Source organism: Blattabacterium cuenoti (genome assembly GCF_014251715.1).
GTDB classification, from domain to species: Bacteria; Bacteroidota; Bacteroidia; order Flavobacteriales; family Blattabacteriaceae; genus Blattabacterium; species Blattabacterium cuenoti_M.
The window spans coordinates 53,160-74,740 of record NZ_CP059198.1; the positions used below are offsets into that span (position 1 = coordinate 53,160).

The 21,581-nt window shown below is 23.8% G+C and carries 17 protein-coding genes; 9 read left to right on the top strand and 8 right to left on the bottom strand.

Features of this window, described 5'->3' with window-relative positions; translation table 11 throughout:
• Window positions 1-54 precede the first annotated feature (54 nt).
• From H0H59_RS00220 to H0H59_RS00230, 3 genes are read left to right on the top strand one after another with little or no spacing between them, the layout of a single operon-like run.
• On the top strand, window positions 55-2,802 hold the full coding sequence (locus tag H0H59_RS00220; protein ID WP_185862171.1) for a 2-oxoglutarate dehydrogenase E1 component: 2,748 nt from the start codon (window positions 55-57) through the stop codon (window positions 2,800-2,802).
• Between the two features lie 38 nt (window positions 2,803-2,840).
• Window positions 2,841-4,034: a 2-oxoglutarate dehydrogenase complex dihydrolipoyllysine-residue succinyltransferase gene (odhB, locus tag H0H59_RS00225; protein WP_185862172.1), complete on the top strand. Its 1,194-nt coding sequence runs from the start codon at window positions 2,841-2,843 to the stop codon at window positions 4,032-4,034.
• Between the two features lie 21 nt (window positions 4,035-4,055).
• Window positions 4,056-5,201, top strand: a complete 1,146-nt coding sequence (locus tag H0H59_RS00230; RefSeq protein WP_238785026.1) for a type 1 periplasmic-binding domain-containing protein — start codon at window positions 4,056-4,058, stop codon at window positions 5,199-5,201.
• Here H0H59_RS00230 and H0H59_RS00235 read toward each other — a convergent pair.
• Genes H0H59_RS00235 through H0H59_RS00245 form a run of 3 tightly spaced genes read right to left on the bottom strand, consistent with a single transcriptional unit; the run spans window position 5,196 to window position 7,117 of the window.
• Window positions 5,196-5,756 (bottom strand): hypothetical protein, encoded by a 561-nt coding sequence (locus H0H59_RS00235; RefSeq protein WP_185862173.1) that lies wholly within the window; start codon window positions 5,754-5,756, stop codon window positions 5,196-5,198. The genes H0H59_RS00230 and H0H59_RS00235 overlap by 6 nt on opposite strands.
• 3 nt (window positions 5,757-5,759) lie before the next feature.
• Window positions 5,760-6,443 carry an alpha/beta hydrolase gene (locus H0H59_RS00240; protein WP_185862174.1) on the bottom strand — a complete coding sequence of 228 codons (684 nt, stop codon included), beginning with the start codon at window positions 6,441-6,443 and terminating at the stop codon, window positions 5,760-5,762.
• Between the two features lie 8 nt (window positions 6,444-6,451).
• Window positions 6,452-7,117 carry an ABC transporter ATP-binding protein gene (locus H0H59_RS00245; protein ID WP_185862175.1) on the bottom strand — a complete coding sequence of 222 codons (666 nt, stop codon included), beginning with the start codon at window positions 7,115-7,117 and terminating at the stop codon, window positions 6,452-6,454.
• 115 nt (window positions 7,118-7,232) lie between these two features.
• On the opposite strand from H0H59_RS00245, the gene sucC reads away from it, so the two are divergent.
• The 4 genes from sucC (at window position 7,233) to H0H59_RS00265 (ending at window position 12,810) form a co-directional block, all read left to right on the top strand.
• Window positions 7,233-8,435: an ADP-forming succinate--CoA ligase subunit beta gene (sucC, locus tag H0H59_RS00250; RefSeq protein WP_185862176.1), complete on the top strand. Its 1,203-nt coding sequence runs from the start codon at window positions 7,233-7,235 to the stop codon at window positions 8,433-8,435.
• A 4-nt stretch (window positions 8,436-8,439) separates the two neighbouring features.
• Window positions 8,440-9,951 carry an AAA family ATPase gene (locus H0H59_RS00255; protein ID WP_238785027.1) on the top strand — a complete coding sequence of 504 codons (1,512 nt, stop codon included), beginning with the start codon at window positions 8,440-8,442 and terminating at the stop codon, window positions 9,949-9,951.
• A gap of 85 nt (window positions 9,952-10,036) precedes the next feature.
• Window positions 10,037-12,151: an ATP-dependent Clp protease ATP-binding subunit gene (locus tag H0H59_RS00260; RefSeq protein ID WP_185862405.1), complete on the top strand. Its 2,115-nt coding sequence runs from the start codon at window positions 10,037-10,039 to the stop codon at window positions 12,149-12,151.
• A gap of 11 nt (window positions 12,152-12,162) precedes the next feature.
• Window positions 12,163-12,810: an endonuclease III domain-containing protein gene (locus H0H59_RS00265; RefSeq protein WP_185862177.1), complete on the top strand. Its 648-nt coding sequence runs from the start codon at window positions 12,163-12,165 to the stop codon at window positions 12,808-12,810.
• Here H0H59_RS00265 and H0H59_RS00270 read toward each other — a convergent pair.
• From H0H59_RS00270 to H0H59_RS00290, 5 genes are read right to left on the bottom strand one after another with little or no spacing between them, the layout of a single operon-like run.
• Window positions 12,807-13,154, bottom strand: a complete 348-nt coding sequence (locus H0H59_RS00270) for a DUF3127 domain-containing protein (RefSeq protein WP_185862178.1) — start codon at window positions 13,152-13,154, stop codon at window positions 12,807-12,809. The two genes, H0H59_RS00265 and H0H59_RS00270, sit on opposite strands and share 4 nt — an antisense overlap.
• A 6-nt stretch (window positions 13,155-13,160) precedes the next feature.
• On the bottom strand, window positions 13,161-14,096 hold the full coding sequence (locus tag H0H59_RS00275) for an SPFH domain-containing protein (RefSeq protein WP_185862179.1): 936 nt from the start codon (window positions 14,094-14,096) through the stop codon (window positions 13,161-13,163).
• Window positions 14,097-14,107: 11 nt separating this feature from the next.
• Complete coding sequence (locus H0H59_RS00280; protein WP_185862180.1) at window positions 14,108-14,422, bottom strand: iron-sulfur cluster assembly protein; 315 nt, start codon at window positions 14,420-14,422, stop codon at window positions 14,108-14,110.
• Window positions 14,423-14,424: 2 nt separating this feature from the next.
• The gene (locus H0H59_RS00285) at window positions 14,425-15,801 is read right to left on the bottom strand and encodes a M16 family metallopeptidase (protein WP_238785028.1); all 1,377 of its coding nucleotides are present in this window, start codon (window positions 15,799-15,801) and stop codon (window positions 14,425-14,427) included.
• 52 nt (window positions 15,802-15,853) lie between these two features.
• Entirely contained in the window at window positions 15,854-17,182 is a 1,329-nt protein-coding gene (locus H0H59_RS00290; RefSeq protein WP_185862182.1) for a M16 family metallopeptidase, read from the bottom strand.
• 120 nt (window positions 17,183-17,302) lie between these two features.
• Here H0H59_RS00290 and H0H59_RS00295 point away from each other — a divergent pair, with 120 nt between their 5' ends.
• Both H0H59_RS00295 and H0H59_RS00300 read left to right on the top strand, forming a co-directional pair.
• Window positions 17,303-18,604: a c-type cytochrome gene (locus H0H59_RS00295; protein WP_185862183.1), complete on the top strand. Its 1,302-nt coding sequence runs from the start codon at window positions 17,303-17,305 to the stop codon at window positions 18,602-18,604.
• Window positions 18,605-18,609: 5 nt separating this feature from the next.
• Entirely contained in the window at window positions 18,610-21,576 is a 2,967-nt protein-coding gene (locus H0H59_RS00300) for a 4Fe-4S dicluster domain-containing protein (protein WP_238785029.1), read from the top strand.
• The last annotated feature ends 5 nt before the right edge of the window (window positions 21,577-21,581 follow it).

A 21,581-nucleotide genomic window follows, 5' to 3' on the forward strand; every position in this document is an offset into this window, starting at 1 on the left:
TTTGATAGATATTTAAAATGTTTAAATTTGAAGTAAAAAAAATAGTGAGAGTATATGAGTGATCAATATTCTTTTCTAAATACCATTCATTTTAAATATTTAGAATTTTTATACAAAAAGTATAAAGAAAATCCTAATTTAATAGAGCCAAGTTGGAGCGCTTTTTTTCATGGATTTGATTTTGGAGAAAAAAACTATAAAAAGGAATCAATTAATACGGATAAGGAACGTTATAAAGAATTTTTAGAACAAAAAAATGAAAATATACATACAGAGTTTTTAGTATATAATTTAATTCATGCTTATAGAAGTAGAGGTCATTTTTTTACTAAAACAAATCCTATACGAAAAAGAAGAAAACATTTTCCTTCTTTAGATCTGAAAAATTTTGGATTATCTGAAAAAGAACTTGATACTTATTTTGAATCTGGAAAATTAATTGGTATTGGAAATACTTCATTAAGAAATATAATTAATTATTTAAAAAATATTTATTGTGGATCTATAGGAATAGAATATATGTATATTTCTAATCCTAGAAAAATTCAATGGATAGAAAAATGGTTTCAAAAAGAAAAATTACAATTTTCTACAGAAGAAAAAAAATTTTTTTTAAAAAAATTAAATGAAGCAGTCGCATTTGAAAATTTTGTTCATACAAAATTTATAGGGCAAAAAAGGTTTTCTATAGAAGGGAATGAGTCTACTTTACCTGCATTGGAAGAAATGATAGAATATACATCCAATAAATATTTAACCGAAGATATTATAATTGGGATGTCGCATAGAGGACGTTTAAATCTTCTTTCTAATTTTTTTAAAAAAAATTATTCTCAAATATTTAGTGAATTTCAAGGTAAAGAGTATAAAGAAAAAATTTTTTCTGGTGATGTTAAATATCATTTAGGATTTTCAAAAATAAGAAAGACTCGTAAAGGACGATATATAAAAATAAATTTAGTTCCTAATCCCTCTCATTTAGAATCCGTAGATGCCATTGTAGAAGGAATTACACGAGCAAAAATAGATATTATTTATAATAATAATATTAATTCTGAAAAAGTTATTCCTGTTCTCATTCACGGAGATGCTGCATTATCCGGTCAGGGAATTGTCTATGAAGTTCTTCAATTATCTAAATTAAAAGGATATAAAACTGGAGGAACAATTCATATCGTAATTAATAATCAAATAGGATTTACCACAAATTATACTGAAGGACGTTCTAGCATTTATTGTACTGATATAGCAAAAATAGTGTTAGCTCCAGTATTACATGTTAATGCAGATGATGTAGAATCTGTTATAAAAGCTATTCATTTTGCTGTAGATTTTAGAATGCGTTATCATGAAGATGTTTTCATAGATTTACTAGGATATAGAAAATATGGACATAATGAAGGAGATGAACCTAGATTTACTCAACCATCTTTATATAAAGCTATTTCAAAGCATCCTAATTCTTATCATTTATACAAAAAAAAATTAGAAGGTATTATTAATAAAAATGATATAATGAGCATGGAAAAAGAATATGAAAAGATTCTTAATGGAGGATATGATGAAGCAAAAAATATTAAATGGAATATTTTGAATTCTTTTTTAGAAGAAGAATGGAAAAATTTTCCTATAGTATATAATAATGAAGAAATTTTTAAAAAAGTAGATACACGATTTCCAATAGATAAAATTATAAAAATATCCAATACTATTTTTACTCTTCCAAAGAAAAAAAATTTTTTTAAAAAAACGGAATACATTTTTCAACAAAGATTGGAAATGATTAGAAAAAAATTGGTAGATTGGAGTATGGCTGAATTATTAGCTTATGGAACACTTTTAGATGAAGGAGTTCATATTCGTTTATCAGGAGAAGATGTGGCTAGAGGTACATTTTCTCAACGTCATTCTGTTATAAAAACGGAAGAAGAAGAAGAAATTATTCTTCTAAATAATATAGGGAAAGGGCATATTAAAATTTATAATTCTCCTCTTTCGGAATATGGAGTTTTGGGCTTTGATTATGGATATGCAATGTATTCTCCTTATGTTTTAACTTTGTGGGAAGCTCAATTTGGAGATTTTGGGAATGGAGGACAAATTATAATAGATCAATATATTTCCTCTGGAGAAAATAAATGGAAAATTAGTAATGGAATTGTATTATTACTACCTCATGGATATGAAGGACAAGGACCGGAACATTCTTCTGCACGTGTTGAACGTTATCTACAACTTTGTGCTAATAATAATTTATTTGTAGTAAATTGTACAACTCCAGCTAATTTTTACCATCTTTTGAGGAGACAAATGAAGTTAAAGTATCGTAAACCTCTTATAATTTTTACTCCTAAAAGTTTACTTAGAAATACGAAATGTTTATCCACAATAGAAGACCTTTCTGAAGGATTTTTTCAAGAAATTTTTGATGATACTTATGTTATGGATGTTAATAAAATTACTAGATTAATTTTTTGTTCTGGTAAAATATATTATGATTTACTAAATAAAAAAGAAACCCTTCAAGATGATAAAACAGCATTGATTCGTATAGAACAGATTTATCCATTAAAAATAAAAAAAATTCAATACTTACTTAATAAGTATAAAAATAAAAAAGAAATTTTTTGGGTACAAGAAGAACCAGAAAATATGGGATTATGGAGTTTTATTTTAAGAAAATTAGGAGATATTATTTCATTTAGATTAATTGCTCCATATGAATGTTCTAGTCCATCTACAGGATCTTATCCAGATTTTTTAAAAATTCAAAATAAAATATTAGAAAAAGCTTTTCTTTGATTTTATATGATAATATTTAAAATTTAAATAATTCTATTATGACAATAGAGGTAAAAGTCCCTTCTCCAGGAGAATCAATTACAGAAGTGGAGGTTTCAACATGGATGGTTAAAAATGGAGATTCCGTTTTTAAAGGTCAAACAATAGCAGAAATAGATTCAGATAAAGCTACTTTAGAGATTTCTGCAGAAGAGAATGGAATAATAACCTTAATGGCAAAAAAAGGAGAAAAAATACGAGTTGGAGACGTTTTATGTATTATTGATACTTATCAAGAAGACAATAAAAAAACTAATAAAAACAAGATGGAGAAAAATGATTTTAAAAATATTAAAATCCCTTCTCCAGCTTCAAAAAAAATTTTAAAAGAAAAGAATATTCCTATAGAATCTATTAAAGGGACAGGAAAACATGGAAGAATTACAAAAGCAGATTGTATTTTTTTGGAAACTAAAACTTCTTTTCCATCTATGGAAAATACGAATAAAATACCCGTATATAGATCAAAAACCGTAACTCGTCTTTCTTCTCTTAGAAGAAAACTTTCTGAAAGATTAGTTTTTATAAAAAATGAAACAGCAACACTTACAACTTTCAATGAAGTTGATATGAAAGAAATTTTTCTTATAAGAAAAAAATATAAGGAAATATTTAAGGATAAACATGGAGTAAATTTGGGTTTTATGTCTTTTTTTACTCTTTCTTGTGTTAGAGCTTTGCAACAATATCCAGATGTTAATGCTATGATTAGTGGAGAAGAAAAAATTAATTTTGAATATTGTGATATTAGTATTGCTATCTCTGGACCTAAAGGGTTAATGGTTCCTGTCATTAGAAATGCAGAACATTTATCATTTCGTGGTATAGAACAGGAAATAAATAGATTATCTACACGTGTTCATAATGGTAATATATCTATAGATGAAATGATAGGAGGAACTTTTACTATTACTAATGGAGGAATTTTTGGATCTATGTTATCCACTCCAATTATAAATCCACCACAAAGTGCTATTTTAGGAATGCACAAAGTAATGGAAAAACCTGTAGTTATCAATGGAACTATTGAAATACGTCCTATGATGTATTTGGCTTTATCTTATGATCATAGAATCATTGATGGAAGAGAATCTGTTGGATTTTTAGTATCTGTAAAAGAATCTATAGAAAATCCAATAAAATTTTTAATGGGAGGATGTGATAAAAATATTTCTAAAATATTAGAATTATGACAGATATAACCAAAAAATATTATGAAAATGATAAAAATTTTTTTTATTACTTTTTCTTTTATTATTTTTTCTTTTTCGAAAGGAAAAGGAATAAAAAATAAAGAATGTAATATTTTTAATAAAAAAATTCATTTAATAACAAAAAATAAAGAAGAAGAAACTCCTCCCATTAATATAATTTTTATGTTACCTTTATTTTTTGGTTCCGACGAAATAGAAGAAGAAATTCATCATGATAATAAAAAATTGAGTGAGAATGCTTTATCCTTTTATTTTGGAGCTAAAGCAGCTATAGATTTATTTAATAAAAAACAAAAAGTAAATATTCAAATTTTTGATACTAAAAATGAAAAAATTAGGATAAAAAATTTTATGCGTTCATATGATTTATCAAATACTCATGCAATTATAGGACCTTTTTTTCGTTCTTCTTTGGAAGAAGTAGCTAAAAATAACAAAAATATACCTATAATTTCTCCATTTACAGATTCTGACTCTTTAAATTTTTATCCTAATGTAATTCAATCTGAAACAAAAGATATTTATCTTGTAGAACCTATTTTAGAAAAAATAAAAATTATTCATAATAATCAAAAAGAAAAAATAAAAACTTTATATATTTTTGGAGAAGATCCATCCAAAAAAATTACAAATTTTATAAAGAAAAAATTTCTTCAATGGAATCTTAATTTTCAAATTTTACATTTTGTAAAAAATTTTTCTAATACTATAAAAAATATTTCTTTTTTTGCAATTTTTTTAGGAGGAAATACTTTTATAGAAAAGGAATTTATAGACCTTCTTAAAAAAAAGAAAAAAATAATTCCTTTTGGAATAGGTTATCATGATATTTTTTATAAAAATATTTCCTTATTTAAGGAATATCAATTTTTATTTACAACAAAATATTTTTTTAATAAAAATGATGAAAAAAAAATAAAATTTTTTTATTTTTTTAAAAAAAAATTAGGGAATAACTTAAATAAATATCCATTTTATGGATTTGATTTAACTTATGATATATTATATAGACTTTTTGAAAATAAAAATTTATTTCAAACAATAGATCAAAAATCTTTTTCAGGATTAGTAAGCAAATATAAATATCATAAAATTTTTGATAAAGGAGGATACGTTAATAAAGGATTCTGGATAATACGTTTATAATTTTTTTCTAATGTAAGGGTTCTGCCTATTTCTATTTCCAATATTCATTTTTTTTATTTGTATTTTTATTATTTGAATTTGATCGTGTAATAAACCAGAAATATCAGTTTTTTTTGCTTCTGATAACAAAAATTCAGCTTTTTTTTTATCTCCTTTTGATAAGGATGCTATTGCTAAGTTTAATTTCGCAATAGCGATGTTTTGTTTAAATTTTAATCCAAAATCTAAAGCTTTTTGCATATAATTTTCCGATTGAAATATATTTTTTTCTGAATATAAAATTCCATTCAAAAAATAATAATAAGCTATTTGATTTTTAGTAAGTTGTAATTCAGGGTTTTTTACATATCCTAAATATTTTTGTAATCCTTTCATATCCTGTTTTTTTATTTTAAAAAAAGCTAATAATAAAAATTCATTCTTAAAAATTAAAAAAATTGGAATACTACTTAATAAAATTAGAATGCATCCACATAAATAATTTTTTTTAAAAAAGAAAAAAAAAGATCCAAAAATAATAAATAAAAATAATGCGAATTTTGAATATTTACTCATAATTCAAATTTTTTTTTCATCAGTATGTTTTTTTTTTATCCAATTAACAAGATCTTGTAAATTTAAGTTGTTTAAAGTATGTCCAGATTCATATTCTTTATATGAATAAAATATTTTATTCTTTTTAAGAAATTTTAATCCTTGTTTTGCTTTAGTTATAGGAATTATCGTATCATATTTTCCATGAGAAATAAAAAATTCTAAATCAGTGTAAATACTTGAATTTATTTCTTTTGGTAAAAGATTATTTTCCAAATATCCACTTAAAGCTATTACTTTTTTTATTTTTTTAGGTTTTTTAAAGGCTATAGCATAGCTAAGAATAGCACCTTGACTAAATCCACATAACCATACTTTATTTTTTTTTAATTGATAATTTTTAATTGCTTCATCGATGAAAAAAGATATTTTTTGAATAGTATTTTTAGCTTGCAAAATATTAATAAATTTTTTTTCATCAGAAAAATCAATATCATACCAAGAATATTTTTTTTCTCCAATCGTATAAAGTCCTTGAATACTAATTATAAAAAAATTGTTTGGAATATTTTTTTGTAAAAAAAATAGATCGTTTTCATTACTTCCATATCCATGGATCATTAGAAAAAGATCGGGTTCATTTTCATTAATGGAACTAATGGGTTTTTTTATAATGTGTTTAATAGAAAGTTTATTTGTTGAAAACATAAAATATTTTATTTTTTTTTATATATTTTTCCATTTTTTATTTCGAATTTTTCATCCGCTATATCTGCTAATTGTAGATTATGAGTTACAATTAAAAAAGTTTGTTTAAATTTCTTTCTAAGGAAAGAAAAAAAATTATGTAATTTTTCTGCATTTTTAATATCCAAATTTCCAGAAGGCTCATCTGCAAAAATAACTTTAGGTTTATTAATTAAAGCCCTTGCTATAGCTAATCTTTGTTTTTGACCTCCAGATAATTCTTCTGGTTTTGAATTTTCATATTTAGAAAGATTCAATTGTTTTAATAAACTTTTAGCCTTTTTTTTTACATTTTTTTTATTTATAAAACCCGGTAAACAAATATTTTCTAATGCTGTAAATTCAGGAAGTAATTGAGGAGTTTGAAAAATAAAACCTATTACTTGATTTCTTATCAAAGAAAGCTTTTCATCTGAAAGAAATAATACCTCTTCTTTATTTATTTTTAAAATAGTTTTTATATTTTTTTTTATAGTGGGTTTTTCTAATGTTCCTAATATATGCAATAAAGTACTTTTACCTGTTCCAGATTCTCCCAAAATACAAACCATCTTACCTTTTTTTACAAAAATGTTTATTCCCTTTAAAATTTCATTTTTTCCAAAAGATTTGTAAATATTTTTAGCATAAATCATTTTTTTAAAATTTTGAATTCTTCTTATAAAGAAATAAAATCATCCTAAAAAAAACGTTTTAAAAATAAACGAATTTTAGTTTAAATTTACTAGTAAATAAAACTATTTTAGTTCAATGAATTTACATGAATATCAAGGTAGAGAAATATTGAATTCTTTTTCTATTCCAATTCCTTATGGCATGCTAGCAACTTCTACAGAAGAAGCTGTGAAAATAGCAAAAATTATTTTTAATAAAACTAAAAAAAAATCTTTAGTAATTAAAGCACAAATACATGCAGGGGGACGAGGGAAAGCTGGTGGGATTCAAATAGCAAAAACTATCAATGAAGTTTATGAAAAATCAAAAAAACTTTTAGGAAAATTCCTTGTAACTACACAAACTTCTAAAAAAGGAAAATTAGTTAGAAAAATTTTATTATCTGAAGATGTTTATTTTTCCGAAAAAATACTTCCTTCAGAATATTATTTATCCATATTACTCAATCGTGATATAGAAAAAAATATAATAATCTATTCCAAAGAAGGAGGTGTGAATATAGAAAAACTATCGATAAATAGTCCGTATAAAATATATACAGAAGAAATAGATCCAATATTGGGATTGCAATTATTTCAAACTAGAAAAATAGGTTTTAATCTAGGTATGGATGATAAAGAATCCTTAAAAAATTTTAGTTATTTTTTAATTACTCTTTATAAAGCTTATAAAATTTGTGATGCTTTATTATTAGAAATAAATCCTTTAATAAAAACATTTAATAATAGAATTCTACCGGTAGATATAAAAATTGTATTAGATGATAATGCTTTATTTCGTCATAAAAAATATGCTATGATGCATGATCAAGATGATATCGATTTTATTGAAAAAAAAGCTTTTGAAGCTAAATTAAATTTTTTAAAATTAGAAGGAAATGTAGGATGTATGGTAAATGGAGCTGGGTTAGCTATGGCTACTATGGATATGATTAAATCTTGTGGGGGGGAGCCGGCTAATTTTCTAGATATAGGAGGGTCTGCGGATAAAAAACGTGTAGAAGAAGCTTTTTATATTATATTAAAAGACCAATCTGTGAAAGCAATATTGATAAATATATTTGGAGGGATCGTACGTTGTGATACGGTAGCAGAAGGAATAATTAATTCATATTCTAAAATAGATCATGATATTGATATTCCAGTTGTTGTTCGTTTACAAGGAACAAACGAAAAAATAGCAAAAAAAATGCTTAAAAATAGTTTATTGCCTATTTATTCTACTGATACATTGAAAGAAGCAGCTGATAAAATTAAAGAAATTTTTAGTCTAAGATAGATGTATGTTGATTTTGAATCAAAGTTTTTTTAAAAACTTAATTGATAAATATAGACCCATAAAATGGAATGAAGTGGTAGGTCAAACAGATATTACTATCACTTTAAAAAAAGCAATACAAGAAAATAGATTATCTCAATTTTTATTTTTTTTTGGACCAAAAGGAGTAGGAAAAAATACATGTGCTCGTATTTTAGCAAATGAATTAAACTCATTTTCAAAATTTGAAATTATTCAAAATATATTTGAAATTAATGGAAATTTTAATAATTCATTAGAATATATTTATAATATTACTAATAAATCTATTTTTTTATCTAAAAAAGGGAAATATAATATTCTTATTATTAGGGAAATACATATGTTTTCTAAAAATTTTTTCAATTTTTTTTTAAAATTTATAGAAGAGAAACATCCGCATATTTTATTTATTTTTTGTGAAACAGAAGAAAAAAAAATTCCAGAATTGATTTTATTGCGTTGTAAAGTTTATGAATTTAAAAGAATTTCTATAAAAGAAATTTTTTTTCATTTAAAAATGATCGCTGAAAAAGAAAATATAGAAATAGAAAATGAGGCCTTATTTGTTCTTTCTAAATATGCGGAAGGATCTATTGGAAAGGCTATTTATATATTTGATAAATTAAATAATTATGATATAAATGGTAAAAAAATATCTAAGGAGTTTATCATGAAAAAATTGGGGATAATTGATGTTAAATATTATTTTAAAATAATAGATCATCTTTTAAATGAAAAAATGCATAAAATATTCATTTTATTGGATAAAATATACCAATATGAAATTGATTCTTATAATTTTATAATTGGGTTAATAAAACATTTCAAAAATTTATTTTTATCTAAAAATACAGAAACAATTTCTATCTTAAAATTTGAAAAAAAAATAATAGAATCTTATATTGAACAATCAAAAAAAATATCTTATTTACTTTTAATAAACGCTTTGAATATTTGTATTTCTTTGGAAAAAGAATACAAATTGAATTCAAATTCAAAATTAACAATAGAAATATATTTAATTCAATTAGTACATTTTTTTTATTTTAAAAAAAATCATTATAATAAATTAAAATTGGTAGAAAATAATCAAGAATTTCTTTTTTATGCAAAAAATGAAAAAATTCATTTTTTGCATAAAAATTGGATAAATTTTATACAAAAATTTTCAGATAAAATAAATACTATTTATTTAGATTTTTTAAAAAACGAAATACAATTTAAAATCATAAAAAATAAAATATTTTTTATGATACCCTACAGATTAGTAAATAGCGATTTTTTATTAATTCAAACACATTTTATAAAATACTTCAAAAAAAAATTAAATAATCCATATTTAGAATTTAAAATTATAAAAATTAAATCAAAGGGAACTCCAATAGAACAATATAATTTTTTATATAAAAAAAATAAATTAGTAGAAACATTAATAGAACGATTAAATTTAAAAATATCTTATTCTGCAAGACAAGAAGAAAAAAAATCATTATAATTACAAAATAATGACAAAGGTCATTTGTAGAAATGAATGATATATTTTATCTTTTTATTTAACATTTTTAATGATTTTAAATTATATGATTCATCATTATTCGTCAAATAGTATAAAAAAAATTTTTTTCTCTTCTGCTTATTCAGATTCAGATGAAGATATTGAAAATGATAGTTCTACTTCTTCTTCTTATGGATCTGAAGGAAAGAGTTCTGGTTATTATGGAGGAGCTTCAATAAAAAGCAATACCCCTGTATTAGATAATTTTGGAAGAGATTTAAATGCTATAGCTATGGAAGGAAAATTAGATCCTGTAGTAGGGAGAGATCAGGAAGTAGAACGTGTATCTCAAATATTGAGTAGAAGAAAAAAAAATAATCCTTTACTTATAGGCGAACCTGGAGTTGGTAAATCAGCTATTGCTGAAGGATTAGCATTACGTATTGTACAAAAAAAAGTTTCTAGAGTATTATATAATAAAAGAGTCGTCATATTAGATTTAGCTAGTTTAGTTGCAGGAACTAAATATAGAGGTCAATTTGAAGAAAGAATGAAAGCTATTATAAATGAATCAGAAAAAAATACAGAATTAATACTTTTTATAGATGAAATTCATACCATGATTGGAGCAGGTGGAACTACAGGTTCATTAGATGCTTCCAATATGTTTAAACCTGCTTTAGCAAGAGGATATATTCAATGTATTGGTGCAACTACATTAAATGAATATAGACAATACATAGAAAAAGATGGTGCTTTAGAACGAAGATTTCAAAAAATTATAGTACAACCTTCTTCTGAAGAAGAAACTATAGAAATTTTAAAAAAAATAAAGGGAAAATATGAAACTCATCATAATGTTCTTTATACAGAAAAAGCTATTAAAGCTTGTGTAAATCTTACGGGACGATATATTATTGATCGTTATTTGCCAGATAAAGCTATTGATGCCTTAGATGAATCAGGAGCTCGCGTACATATAAAAAATATTAAAGTTCCACAAGAAATAGTTTTTCTAGAAAAAGAATTAGAAAGTCTTCGTAAAGAAAAATCTAAAGTAGTTAAAAGTCAAAAATATGAAGAAGCAGCGCGTTTACGTGATACAGAAAAACGTATAGAAAAAAAATTAATAAAAGCACAAAAAGAGTGGGAAGAATCTTCTAAAGAAAATAAAGAAATTGTATCCGAAGAAAATGTTGAAGAAGTGGTATCCATGATGAGTGGAGTTCCAGTTAACAGAATAGCTCAAGCTGAAATGAAAAAATTGAATAATATGATCAATCTTTTAAAAGATAAAATAGTAGGACAAGATGAAGCCGTAGAAAAAATAGTAAAAGCTGTTCAAAGAAATAGAACTGGATTAAAAGATCCTAATTCTATTATAGGATCTTTTATTTTTTTAGGTCAAACAGGAGTTGGAAAAACCTATTTAGCAAAAATTTTTGCGAAAGAATTATTTGATTCAGAAGAATCATTAATACGAATAGATATGAGTGAATATATGGAAAAATTTTCTGTTACTAGATTAATAGGAGCTCCTCCTGGTTATGTAGGATATGAAGAAGGAGGACAATTAACAGAAATTATACGTCGTAGACCTTATTCTGTTATATTGTTGGATGAAATAGAAAAAGCTCATTATGAAGTATTCAATATTTTGTTACAAATATTGGATTATGGATGTGTTACAGATAGTATTGGAAAAAAAATAAATTTTAAAAATACCGTAATTATTTTTACTTCAAATACAGGAACACAGCAATTAAAAGAATTTGGTCAGGGTATAGGATTTTATACTAAAGCAAGACAATCAAATAATTATATTAAAAATATTCTAGAACAAGCGTTAAAAAAAACTTTTTCTCCTGAATTTTTAAATAGAATAGACGATATTATCGTTTTTAATTCTTTAACTAAAAAAGATATATCTAAAATAACTAACATAGAATTGGAAAAAATAATTTTACATGTATCTAATTTAGGTTATAAATTAACTTTACTTCAGGAAGTAAAAGATTTTATTAAAAAAAAAGGATTTGACAATGAATATGGGGCTCGTCCTTTAAAAAGAGTAATAGAAAAATTCATAAAAAATCCTATATCAGAATGTATAATTAGTGAAAAATTAAAAAAAGGAGATCAAATTTTATTAAAAATAAATAATAAAAATAACGATATAGAAGTTATTATTAATAATTAATTTTTAAAAAAATGAATTATTTATCTAAAAAAGTAAAAATTATTGAAAAAATATTAAATTTTTTATATCCTAATCCAATTAATTCTTTATATTATATTAATGAATATACTTTACTTATAGCTATAATACTTACTTCTAAAAGTAAAGAAAAAAAAGTAAATGAAATAACAAAACATTTGTTTCAAAAAATTAAAACTCCTAAAGATGCGGCTAAAATTTCTATAAAAAATATAAAAAATATTATAAAAAGTATAGGCCTTTATAATAAAAAATCGAAAAATATTTATGAACTATCTATTATTTTAATAAAAAAATACAATGAAATTGTTCCTAAAAATATTTTAAAACTAAAATCTTTACCTGGAGTAGGACATAAAACAGCATCTGTTTTTCTATCTAATGTCTCAAATTATCCTGTATTTCCTGTAGATACTCATATTCATAGAATGATGTATCGTTGGGAATTAAGCAATGGAAAAAATGTGAAAAAAACAGAAGAAGATGCTAAACGTATTTTTAGAAAAAGTAATTGGAAAAAATTGCATCTTCAAATTATTTTTTACGCTAAAAAATATTCTCCTTCCAAAAAATGGGATTGTAAAAAAGATATAATTTATCAAGAATTTTTAAAAAATAATTTATTTAAAAGATTAGATTAGAAAGGTAAATCATCAAAATCATCAGAAGACAAAGATGGAGAGATCGCAGAAGTTTTTTTTGAAGTTTCTGTATATGTATCCTCTATTTTCCATCCTTGTATAGAATTAAAATATTTAGTTATCCCTTCGGGATTTGTCCATTCTCTTCCCCTAATGTTAATAAAAACTTTTATTTTATCTTTTGTTTTTACATTTTCCAATAAATCCACTTTATCTTGAATAAATTCAATTAATATATTTTGAGAATATGGTTCTTCAGTCGTTAAAACTATTTCTCTTTTTCTAAATCCACTGCCAAATTTTTGAATTTCAAATAGTTTTTTAATTCTTCCTATAATTTCCATGAAATTTTATGATTTATTTTTATTGTTCTTTTTTTTAATAGTTTCTCCAATTTGATTAGAAATATTAAATGAAGCAATCATATTATTTAACATTTCACTAGCTGCACCTGGTGAATTAGGTAATAAAATTAAATTGGTATTACTGTTTTCTCCCATAGATTGAAGAGTATCATAATGTTGTGTTACTACAATCAAAGCAGAAGCTTCTTGTGAATTAATTCCTACATTATTTAACACTTCAACAGATTCTAAAATACCTCTAGCTATCTCTCTACGTTGATCTGCTGTCCCTTTTCCTTGTAATTTTTTACTTTCAGCTTCTGCTTTAGCTTTGGCTATAATTTTAATTTTTTCAGCTTCCGCTTTATATTCAGCTGCTACTTTTTCTCTTTCAGCAGTATTAATACGATTCATAGCTAGTTTAACTTGTTCATCTGGTTCAAGATCTGTAACTAATGCTTTAATTATGGAATATCCATAATCCAACATAGCTTCTTCTAATTCCCCTTTTACTGCAATAGCAATGTTATCTTTTCTCTCAAAAACATCATCTAAACGCATTTTTGGAACTTCCGCTCTGACAACATCAAATATATAAGAAGTTATTTGAGTATGAGAATTGTCCAATTTATAAAAAGCTTCATATACTTTATCTTTAATTACTTGAAATTGAACTGATATTTTTACTTTTACAAAAACATTATCTTTAGTTTTTGTATCTATTAAAATATCCAATTGTTGAATTTTCAATGAAAGTTTTCCTATTATATTATCTATAATAGGAATTTTAAAATTTAATCCAGCATAACGAATACTATGAAATTTTCCCATTCTTTCAACGATAGCTGCTGTTTTTTGATTAATTATAAATATAAAACTAGAAAATAAAGACAATATTAAAATAATTAATATTCCATAAAATAGTAAACTAAAAATACTCATATTTAAAAAATTTATAACAATCCTAATTCTAAACGAGCTTCTTCGCTCATTAATTCTTTCCCCCAAGGAGGATCAAATGTTAAAATTACATCAACCTTGTTTATTTCTTTTATAGATTTTACTTTTTTTCTTACTTCCATAGGTAAACTTTCTGCTACTGGACAATTCGGCGTTGTTAATGTCATCACTATTTTAACCTCTTTTTTACTAGAAATTTGAATATCATAAATAAGACCAAGTTCATAAATATCTACTGAAATCTCTGGATCATATATACTTTTTAATATAAAAATAATACGATCTTCCAAAGAACAATCTCTACTCATTTTTATTTTTTATTTATTAAAGATCCAAACTGATCAAAATAACGAATAGGATAACCCAATTTTTTTATATTAGGCAATATTTCACTCGCTTTTCCAATAATTAAAATTCTTCCATTTTTAATGGAAAAAAATTTTTTACATGATTTATGTATATCATCAATAGTAACTGATTGTATTTTTTTTAAATAATTTTTATAAAATCCACTTGGTAGATTATTTTTTAATTCACAAATAAAAAGATCACTAATTCTATTTGGATCTTCTAGATCAAGAATAAATTGACCACTTATTTCTTTTTTTTTAATTTTTAATTCTTCCAAAGAAATTTTATTTTTTGAAATATTCACAATTTCTTTCAATATATCTTTTATTGCCATTTCTGTTACTTCATTTCTAACTTGAGTAAAAACTGAAAAATAACCGATATTTCTATCTGATTTTAATACAGAATAAGCTCCATATGTATAAGCTTTTTTTTCTCTAAGATTTAAAAATAAACGACTTTGAGGTCCCCCACCTAAAATTCCATTTGCTAATATAGAAGAAAAGTATGTAGGATCAACTTTTTTGAAACAAACAGGTCCCCCGAAACAAATAGTAGATTGTGTAAGAGAAGGAAGATCTACTATATCTATTTCTATTTTAGATGGAATAACATATTCTTCTATAACAGGTTCATCAACAAATGATTTTTTTTTCCATTTAGAAAAATAAAGATAACATAATTTTTCTGCTTCTTTTTTAGAAATATCTCCTACAAAAGAGAGATAAAAAATATTTGGAATACAATATTTTTCATATAAATTTTTCAAATCTTTAAGAGTAATATTTTTAATAGTATGATGAGTTTCATATTCTCCATACGGATGATTTTTTCCAAAATATAAAACATTTCGAACACGTTGCAAAATAGCGTTAGGATCTTTTTCTGAAAGATTTATATCTATAATTCTTTGTTTAATAATTTTTTCCAATTCTTTGTTATTGTCAAATTTACTATTCATCAAAATATCACTTATGATAGAAACAGATTTATTCAAATGTTTTTTTAACGTTGAAATAGATATTTCAGAAAAAGAAGTATACAAATTAGCTCCTATATAATCAATAATATCATCTAATTCTTCTTTAGAGTGAGTTTTTGTTCCAGAACGAAGCATTTGACCAAAAATTTTTCTTATTCCAGCTTTATCTTTTTCCAAAAAAGGCTTACAATCTAATTCTAACCCAACTCTAACTAAAGGTAGTTTATGATTTTCTACTATTAAAACCTTTAATCCATTTTTCATTTTGAAAAATTTAGGTTTTTCAATATTTATAGAAATTTTTCGTTTTATAGGTTTAGGGGGAATACTACGATTAACTGTATGAGCAAACATAATTATTGTATAAAAAAAAATTGTTATAATGAAAATAATTTTTTTAAAAAATTTAAATTTTTGTATGTTCTGGAACATTGTATAAACGAACTCTATTGTTTTTATTCAAATATTTATTAGCAACCCTTTTAATATCTTCTACAGTTATTTTTCTATATTTTTCTATATCGGTATTTATCAAATTAGCATTGTGATAATATAAATAATAATAAGATAATTTTGCAGAAATTCCACCCATAGAATAATTATCATAAATAAATTTTTTTTCAAAAAAATTTATTTGTTTTTCTAATTCATATTGAGTAATCCCCCTTTCTTTCAAAAGATCAATTTCTTCATCTATTATTTTTATTAATTGATCTAAGGATACTCCAGGATTGATTAATCCATATATAATAAAAATTCCATAATCTTCCATTGTATCTAAAAAAGAACCTGCATAAGAAGCCATTTGTTTTGTATTTACAACATTTTTCATAATACGAGAACTTTCCCCAGAAGAAAGAACGTGATCTATTATTTTTAATATATAAGAATCTCTATCTGTAATCTTTGTAACTCTATATGATAAAAAAACTCCAGGAACCTTCGTATTTTTATCTACATATGTAGAACATATTTCTTTTTTTATAGGTTCTTCTTCTATTTTTTTCATTCTAAAATCCATTTTTCCTTTAGGAATGGAAGAAAAATATTTTTTAATTAATTTTCTAGCTTCATTCATTTCAAAATCCCCTGCTAGAACTAAAACAGCATTATTTGGAACATAATAAGTTTTATAAAATTTCTTATAATCATTTTCTGTAGCAAGATCTAAATCTTTATCAAATCCAATAACAGGATATTTATATGGATGTTTTTTAAATAACAAAGAAGGGATTTTTTCTGAAATAGCTGTAACATATGGTTGATTTTCAATACGCATTTTTTTTTCTTCTTTTACTACTTTTCTTTGTATATTAATACTTTCTTCATCCACTTTAGCATGAAGCATTCTTTCTGATTCCAACCATAAAGCTAATGGTAGACGATCAGAAGGCAATACTTCGTAATAACAAGTTTCATCATGATTTGTATAAGCATTATTTTGACCACCATTAGATGCTATATATTTGAAATATTCACCTTTTTTAATATTTTTAGACCCTTCAAACATAAGATGTTCAAAAAAATGAGCAAATCCTGATCTTCCAGGTGTTTCATTTTTACTTCCTACATGATATGAAACTGAAATTGTGACCAAAGGATTGGTATTATCTTGATGTAAAATAACATGCAATCCATTCAACAATTTTTCTTCAAAAAATTTTATTTTGTATAACTCTTTAGAGTTTGAATGACTAAACATCATAGCTGTTAACAAAAAAAAAATCCTATTCATAAGTATGAAAGTTAAAAATTAACAAAAGAAATTTACGAATTTTTTTTTCCAAAAAAGTAGATTTTTTTCTTTTATTCTATTTTTGTTAAATAAAACTATTATGAATTTGGTTATCTAGTTATGAAAAAAATTCTATTTTTTATTTTCTTTTTATTTTTTTATTCGGTAAAATCTTCAGATATAAAAAATATAAAAGGAGATGCAGAAAAAGGAGCAGTTCTTTTTAAAAAAAATTGCACAGCATGTCATTCTATGAATTTAGAAAAAAAAATGATAGGACCTGCTTTGTATGGTGTAACTGAAAGAAGAAATAGAGAATGGTTACATAAATGGATTATAAACAATAAATCTTTAAGAAAAAGTGGAGATAAAGACGCCATAGCTATTTACAAAGAATATGATAATGTAGAAATGAATATATTTCCTCAATTATCAGAAAAAGAAGTAGATGATATTTTATTTTTTATTCAAAATCCAATAAAAAAAAAAGAAGAAAATCATAAATATGAAGAAATAAATAATGAAAAAGAATTATCAGAAAAACAATTTTTAATTAAATTAATAGTTTTTTGTTTTAGTATTTTTTCTGTAATTCTAATTTGGATTTTATATAGAATTCAAATTTTAACCAAGTTATTAAATGAAAATAAAGATCCCATTTTTGATAAAAAAGATTTTTTAATTAGTATTTTATACAATAAAATTTTAGGTAAAAAAAAGAAAAAATGGTATTTATTATCTTGTTTTATTGGTTTTATTTTATTATTAGGAATATATGAAACTTGGAATTTTTTAATGAAAATAGATATAAATAGGGGATATAAACCTGAACAACCTATTTATTTTTCTCATAAAATTCATTCTGATATTAACGAAATTGATTGTCAATATTGTCATTCTTCCGCAAAATATGGAAAAGTATCCAGTATTCCTTCAGCCAATGTTTGTATGAATTGTCACATTACCATTAATGAATATAATGGTGATTATTTAGAAAAAGGAAAAAGTAGAAATGAATACAACAAAGAAATACAAAAAATATATCATGCTGTGGGATGGGATACAGAAACAAGAAAATATTCAAAAAAAATTCATCCTATTCAATGGATCCGTATACATAATATGCCCGATTTTGTTTACTTCGATCATTCTCAACATATCATAACTGGAGAAAAAACGATAAAAAAATTTAAAAAAGTAAATTTAGTTTGTAATGCTTGTCATGGAGAAGTTAAAAAAATGGATCAAGTAGAAATGGCTAATGATTTTTCCATGGAATGGTGCATTTCTTGCCATAAGAATGTTGAAATAAATACGAATAATCAATATTATAAAAAGTATTTTTCTAATAAAATAAAAAAAGAAAATAAAATAACCGTAGATATGGTTGGTGGTACAGAATGTGCAAAATGTCATTATTAATATAAATGGATAAGCCTAATAATATTATTTTATTTATGAAATCAAATAAAAAAGAAAAAATAATTACAACTTCTTATAAAAATACCATAAAAAATCTTTTAAAAGAAAAAACTTCTAGACGTGATTTTTTAAAATGGGTTGGATTTAGTACTGCTTCAGTAAGCTTAGCAGCTTGTAAAGGGCCAGTAATTAAGTCTATACCTTATGTGGTAAAACCAGATGTAATAACTCCTGGAATTCCTAATTATTATGCTTCTACTATGATTGATTCTTTTGATATAGGAAGTGTTTTAGTAAAAACAAGAGAAGGGAGACCTATTAAAATAGAACCAAATTCAACTTCAAAATATTTTAATACAACTTCAGCTAGAATACAATCTTCTTTATTGTCTCTTTACGATGAAGAAAGATTGAAAAATCCTTTTTTAAAAGGAAAAAAAAGTTCTTGGAAAAAAATAGATGATTATATCATTAAATATTTAGAACATATATATAAAACAAAAAAAAATATTATTTTTCTTTCTTCTTCATTCCCAAGTTTTTCAACAAAAAAATTGATTAAAGATTTTAAAAAAATATACCCTAATATAAAGTGGATTACTTATGATGCTATTTCATATTCTAAAGTATTGGATGCTTCAAAAGAAATATTTGGAATTCGTGCTTTTCCTATTTTTGATTTAAAAAAATCAAAATTAATAGTTTCATTTGATGCAGATTTTTTAGGAGATTGGAGTCCGGAAAATATGGGTAAATCTTATGTTGAAAATAGAACTCCTAATAAAGATATGATGCAACATATTCAAATAGAAAGCAATATGTCAATATCTGGAGCAAATGCAGATATTCGCATATCCAAAAAACCTTCTGAGATAAAAAAAATGTTATTTGAAATTTTTCAAAAAATTTTTTTTGGTAAAGAGCCTAAGGATTTATATGTAAAAAAAATAGCATTTTTAATTGAAAAAATAGGATCTAAAAGTGTTATTTTTGCAGATGGAGATCAAGAATCTTATGAACTTTCTTTTTTAATAAATAAAAAAATTAATAGTCAAGCATTACAAAAAAATAAATATTTCTTTTCAAAAGAAAGCAATGATGAAGAATTAAAAAAATTTATAAAAAATTTAGAATATAAAAATATTGGAGGTTTATTTATTCATAATGTGAATCCAATTTATAGTCTTCCATTAGATTTTTCCAATAAATTAAAAAAAATTATAAAAAAAATCCCATTAACTGTCTCTTTTTCTATGAAAAAAGATGAGACCAACGAAATAATGGACGTATTAGCGCCTATTCCTCATTGGCTTGAATGTTGGGGAGATACTCATCCTGTTACTAATGTTTATACGCTTATTCAACCTACTATTCAATGCATTTTTAATACAAGACAATTACAGGATTCTTTAATAATTTGGGGAAAAATTGAAGAAAAAAATTATTATGAATATTTAAAAAAAAATTGGGAAAAAAATATTATACATAAATCAAATGTTATTTCTTTTAATGAAGCATTATTTCATGGAGTTGTACAAAAAATAGATGATCCATTTCCTAAAAATTTTATGAATGAAAAAAAAATACAAAAATATAGAAAAAAATTAATAGTTAAATATTCAGAAAAAAAATATTTTGAACTTAGATTGTACACAAAAATAAGTATGGGAGATGGACATCAACACAACAATCCTTGGTTACAAGAATTACCAGATCCTATTACACGTACTACTTGGGATAATTATTTGACAATATCTTATTTTGATGCAAATAAAATAGGATTAAAAAATTGGAACAGTGGAGATGGATCTTTGAATGGAAATTGTGTAGACTTAATTAAAAATAAAAAAATAATTATCAGAGATATCCCGATTTTTATTCAACCTGGACAAGCTATAGGATCTCTTGGCTTAGCTTTTGGTTATGGGCAAAAAAAAGGAAAATTATCTAAATTATGTAACGGTATTAACGCTTATAAAATTTATGAAAATTTTAATATTGTACAATACAATATACAAATAAAAAAAGTAGATAAAATTCATAAATTTGCTTGTATTCAATTGGAAAACACTACAGTAGATAGAAAAAATATAGTTAAAGAAACTAATTTAAATACTTTTTTACGATTTCCTAAAGAAATTTGGAATGAAGAAGAAAAAATTGTTACTAACAAAGGAATGCTTTCTCCACAAGAAATTTCTATTTGGGATCAAAAAAAAATAGAAAAAAATGGACATCATTTTAATTTATCTATAGATTTAAATGCTTGTATTGGTTGTGGAGCCTGCATTATTGCATGTAATTCAGAAAATAATGTTCCTGTTGTTGGAAAAGAAGAAATAACAAAGTCTAGAGATATGCATTGGATTCGTGTAGATAGGTATTATTTTGCTAATAATAATGAAAAATCAATTCATAATAATCCAAAAGTATCTTTTCAACCTGTTATGTGCCAACATTGTGATTATGCTCCTTGTGAAACGGTATGTCCTGTTGGAGCAACTACTCATGGGGAACAAGGTCAAAATATGATGGTTTACAATCGTTGTGTAGGAACCCGTTATTGTGCCAATAACTGCCCTTATAAAGTAAGACGTTTTAATTGGTTTAATTATGCAAATAATAATAATTTTGATTATAATATGAATAATACTCTAGGAAAAATGGTTATTAATCCAGATGTTGTTGTTAGAACTAGAGGGGTTATGGAAAAATGCTCTTTATGCATACAAAGAACACAGTATACTATAAATATAGCAAAAAAAGAAAATAGAAAAATAAAAGACAAAGAATTCGAAACAGCTTGTAGTATTTCTTGTCCTACAAAAGCTATTACTTTTGGAGACATTAATGATAAAAATAGTATTATTTCAGAAAAAATAAAAAATACAAGATATTATAAACTTCTTGATTTTATAGGAGTACGACCTAATGTATCTTATCAATTGAAGATAAGAAATGATAAAAAATAAAAATG

Bases quoted from the DNA above. Each gene is read 5' to 3' on its own strand.
- H0H59_RS00220 (WP_185862171.1), top strand. From the start codon at position 55: ATGAGTGATCAATATTCTTTTCTAAATACCATTCATTTTAAATATTTA.
- odhB (WP_185862172.1), top strand. From the start codon at position 2,841: ATGACAATAGAGGTAAAAGTCCCTTCTCCAGGAGAATCAATTACAGAA.
- H0H59_RS00230 (WP_238785026.1), top strand. From the start codon at position 4,056: ATGAAAATGATAAAAATTTTTTTTATTACTTTTTCTTTTATTATTTTT.
- H0H59_RS00235 (WP_185862173.1), bottom strand. From the start codon at position 5,756: ATGAGTAAATATTCAAAATTCGCATTATTTTTATTTATTATTTTTGGA.
- H0H59_RS00240 (WP_185862174.1), bottom strand. From the start codon at position 6,443: ATGTTTTCAACAAATAAACTTTCTATTAAACACATTATAAAAAAACCC.
- H0H59_RS00245 (WP_185862175.1), bottom strand. From the start codon at position 7,117: ATGATTTATGCTAAAAATATTTACAAATCTTTTGGAAAAAATGAAATT.
- sucC (WP_185862176.1), top strand. From the start codon at position 7,233: ATGAATTTACATGAATATCAAGGTAGAGAAATATTGAATTCTTTTTCT.
- H0H59_RS00255 (WP_238785027.1), top strand. From the start codon at position 8,440: ATGTTGATTTTGAATCAAAGTTTTTTTAAAAACTTAATTGATAAATAT.
- H0H59_RS00260 (WP_185862405.1), top strand. From the start codon at position 10,037: ATGATTCATCATTATTCGTCAAATAGTATAAAAAAAATTTTTTTCTCT.
- H0H59_RS00265 (WP_185862177.1), top strand. From the start codon at position 12,163: ATGAATTATTTATCTAAAAAAGTAAAAATTATTGAAAAAATATTAAAT.
- H0H59_RS00270 (WP_185862178.1), bottom strand. From the start codon at position 13,154: ATGGAAATTATAGGAAGAATTAAAAAACTATTTGAAATTCAAAAATTT.
- H0H59_RS00275 (WP_185862179.1), bottom strand. From the start codon at position 14,096: ATGAGTATTTTTAGTTTACTATTTTATGGAATATTAATTATTTTAATA.
- H0H59_RS00280 (WP_185862180.1), bottom strand. From the start codon at position 14,422: ATGAGTAGAGATTGTTCTTTGGAAGATCGTATTATTTTTATATTAAAA.
- H0H59_RS00285 (WP_238785028.1), bottom strand. From the start codon at position 15,801: ATGTTTGCTCATACAGTTAATCGTAGTATTCCCCCTAAACCTATAAAA.
- H0H59_RS00290 (WP_185862182.1), bottom strand. From the start codon at position 17,182: ATGAATAGGATTTTTTTTTTGTTAACAGCTATGATGTTTAGTCATTCA.
- H0H59_RS00295 (WP_185862183.1), top strand. From the start codon at position 17,303: ATGAAAAAAATTCTATTTTTTATTTTCTTTTTATTTTTTTATTCGGTA.
- H0H59_RS00300 (WP_238785029.1), top strand. From the start codon at position 18,610: ATGGATAAGCCTAATAATATTATTTTATTTATGAAATCAAATAAAAAA.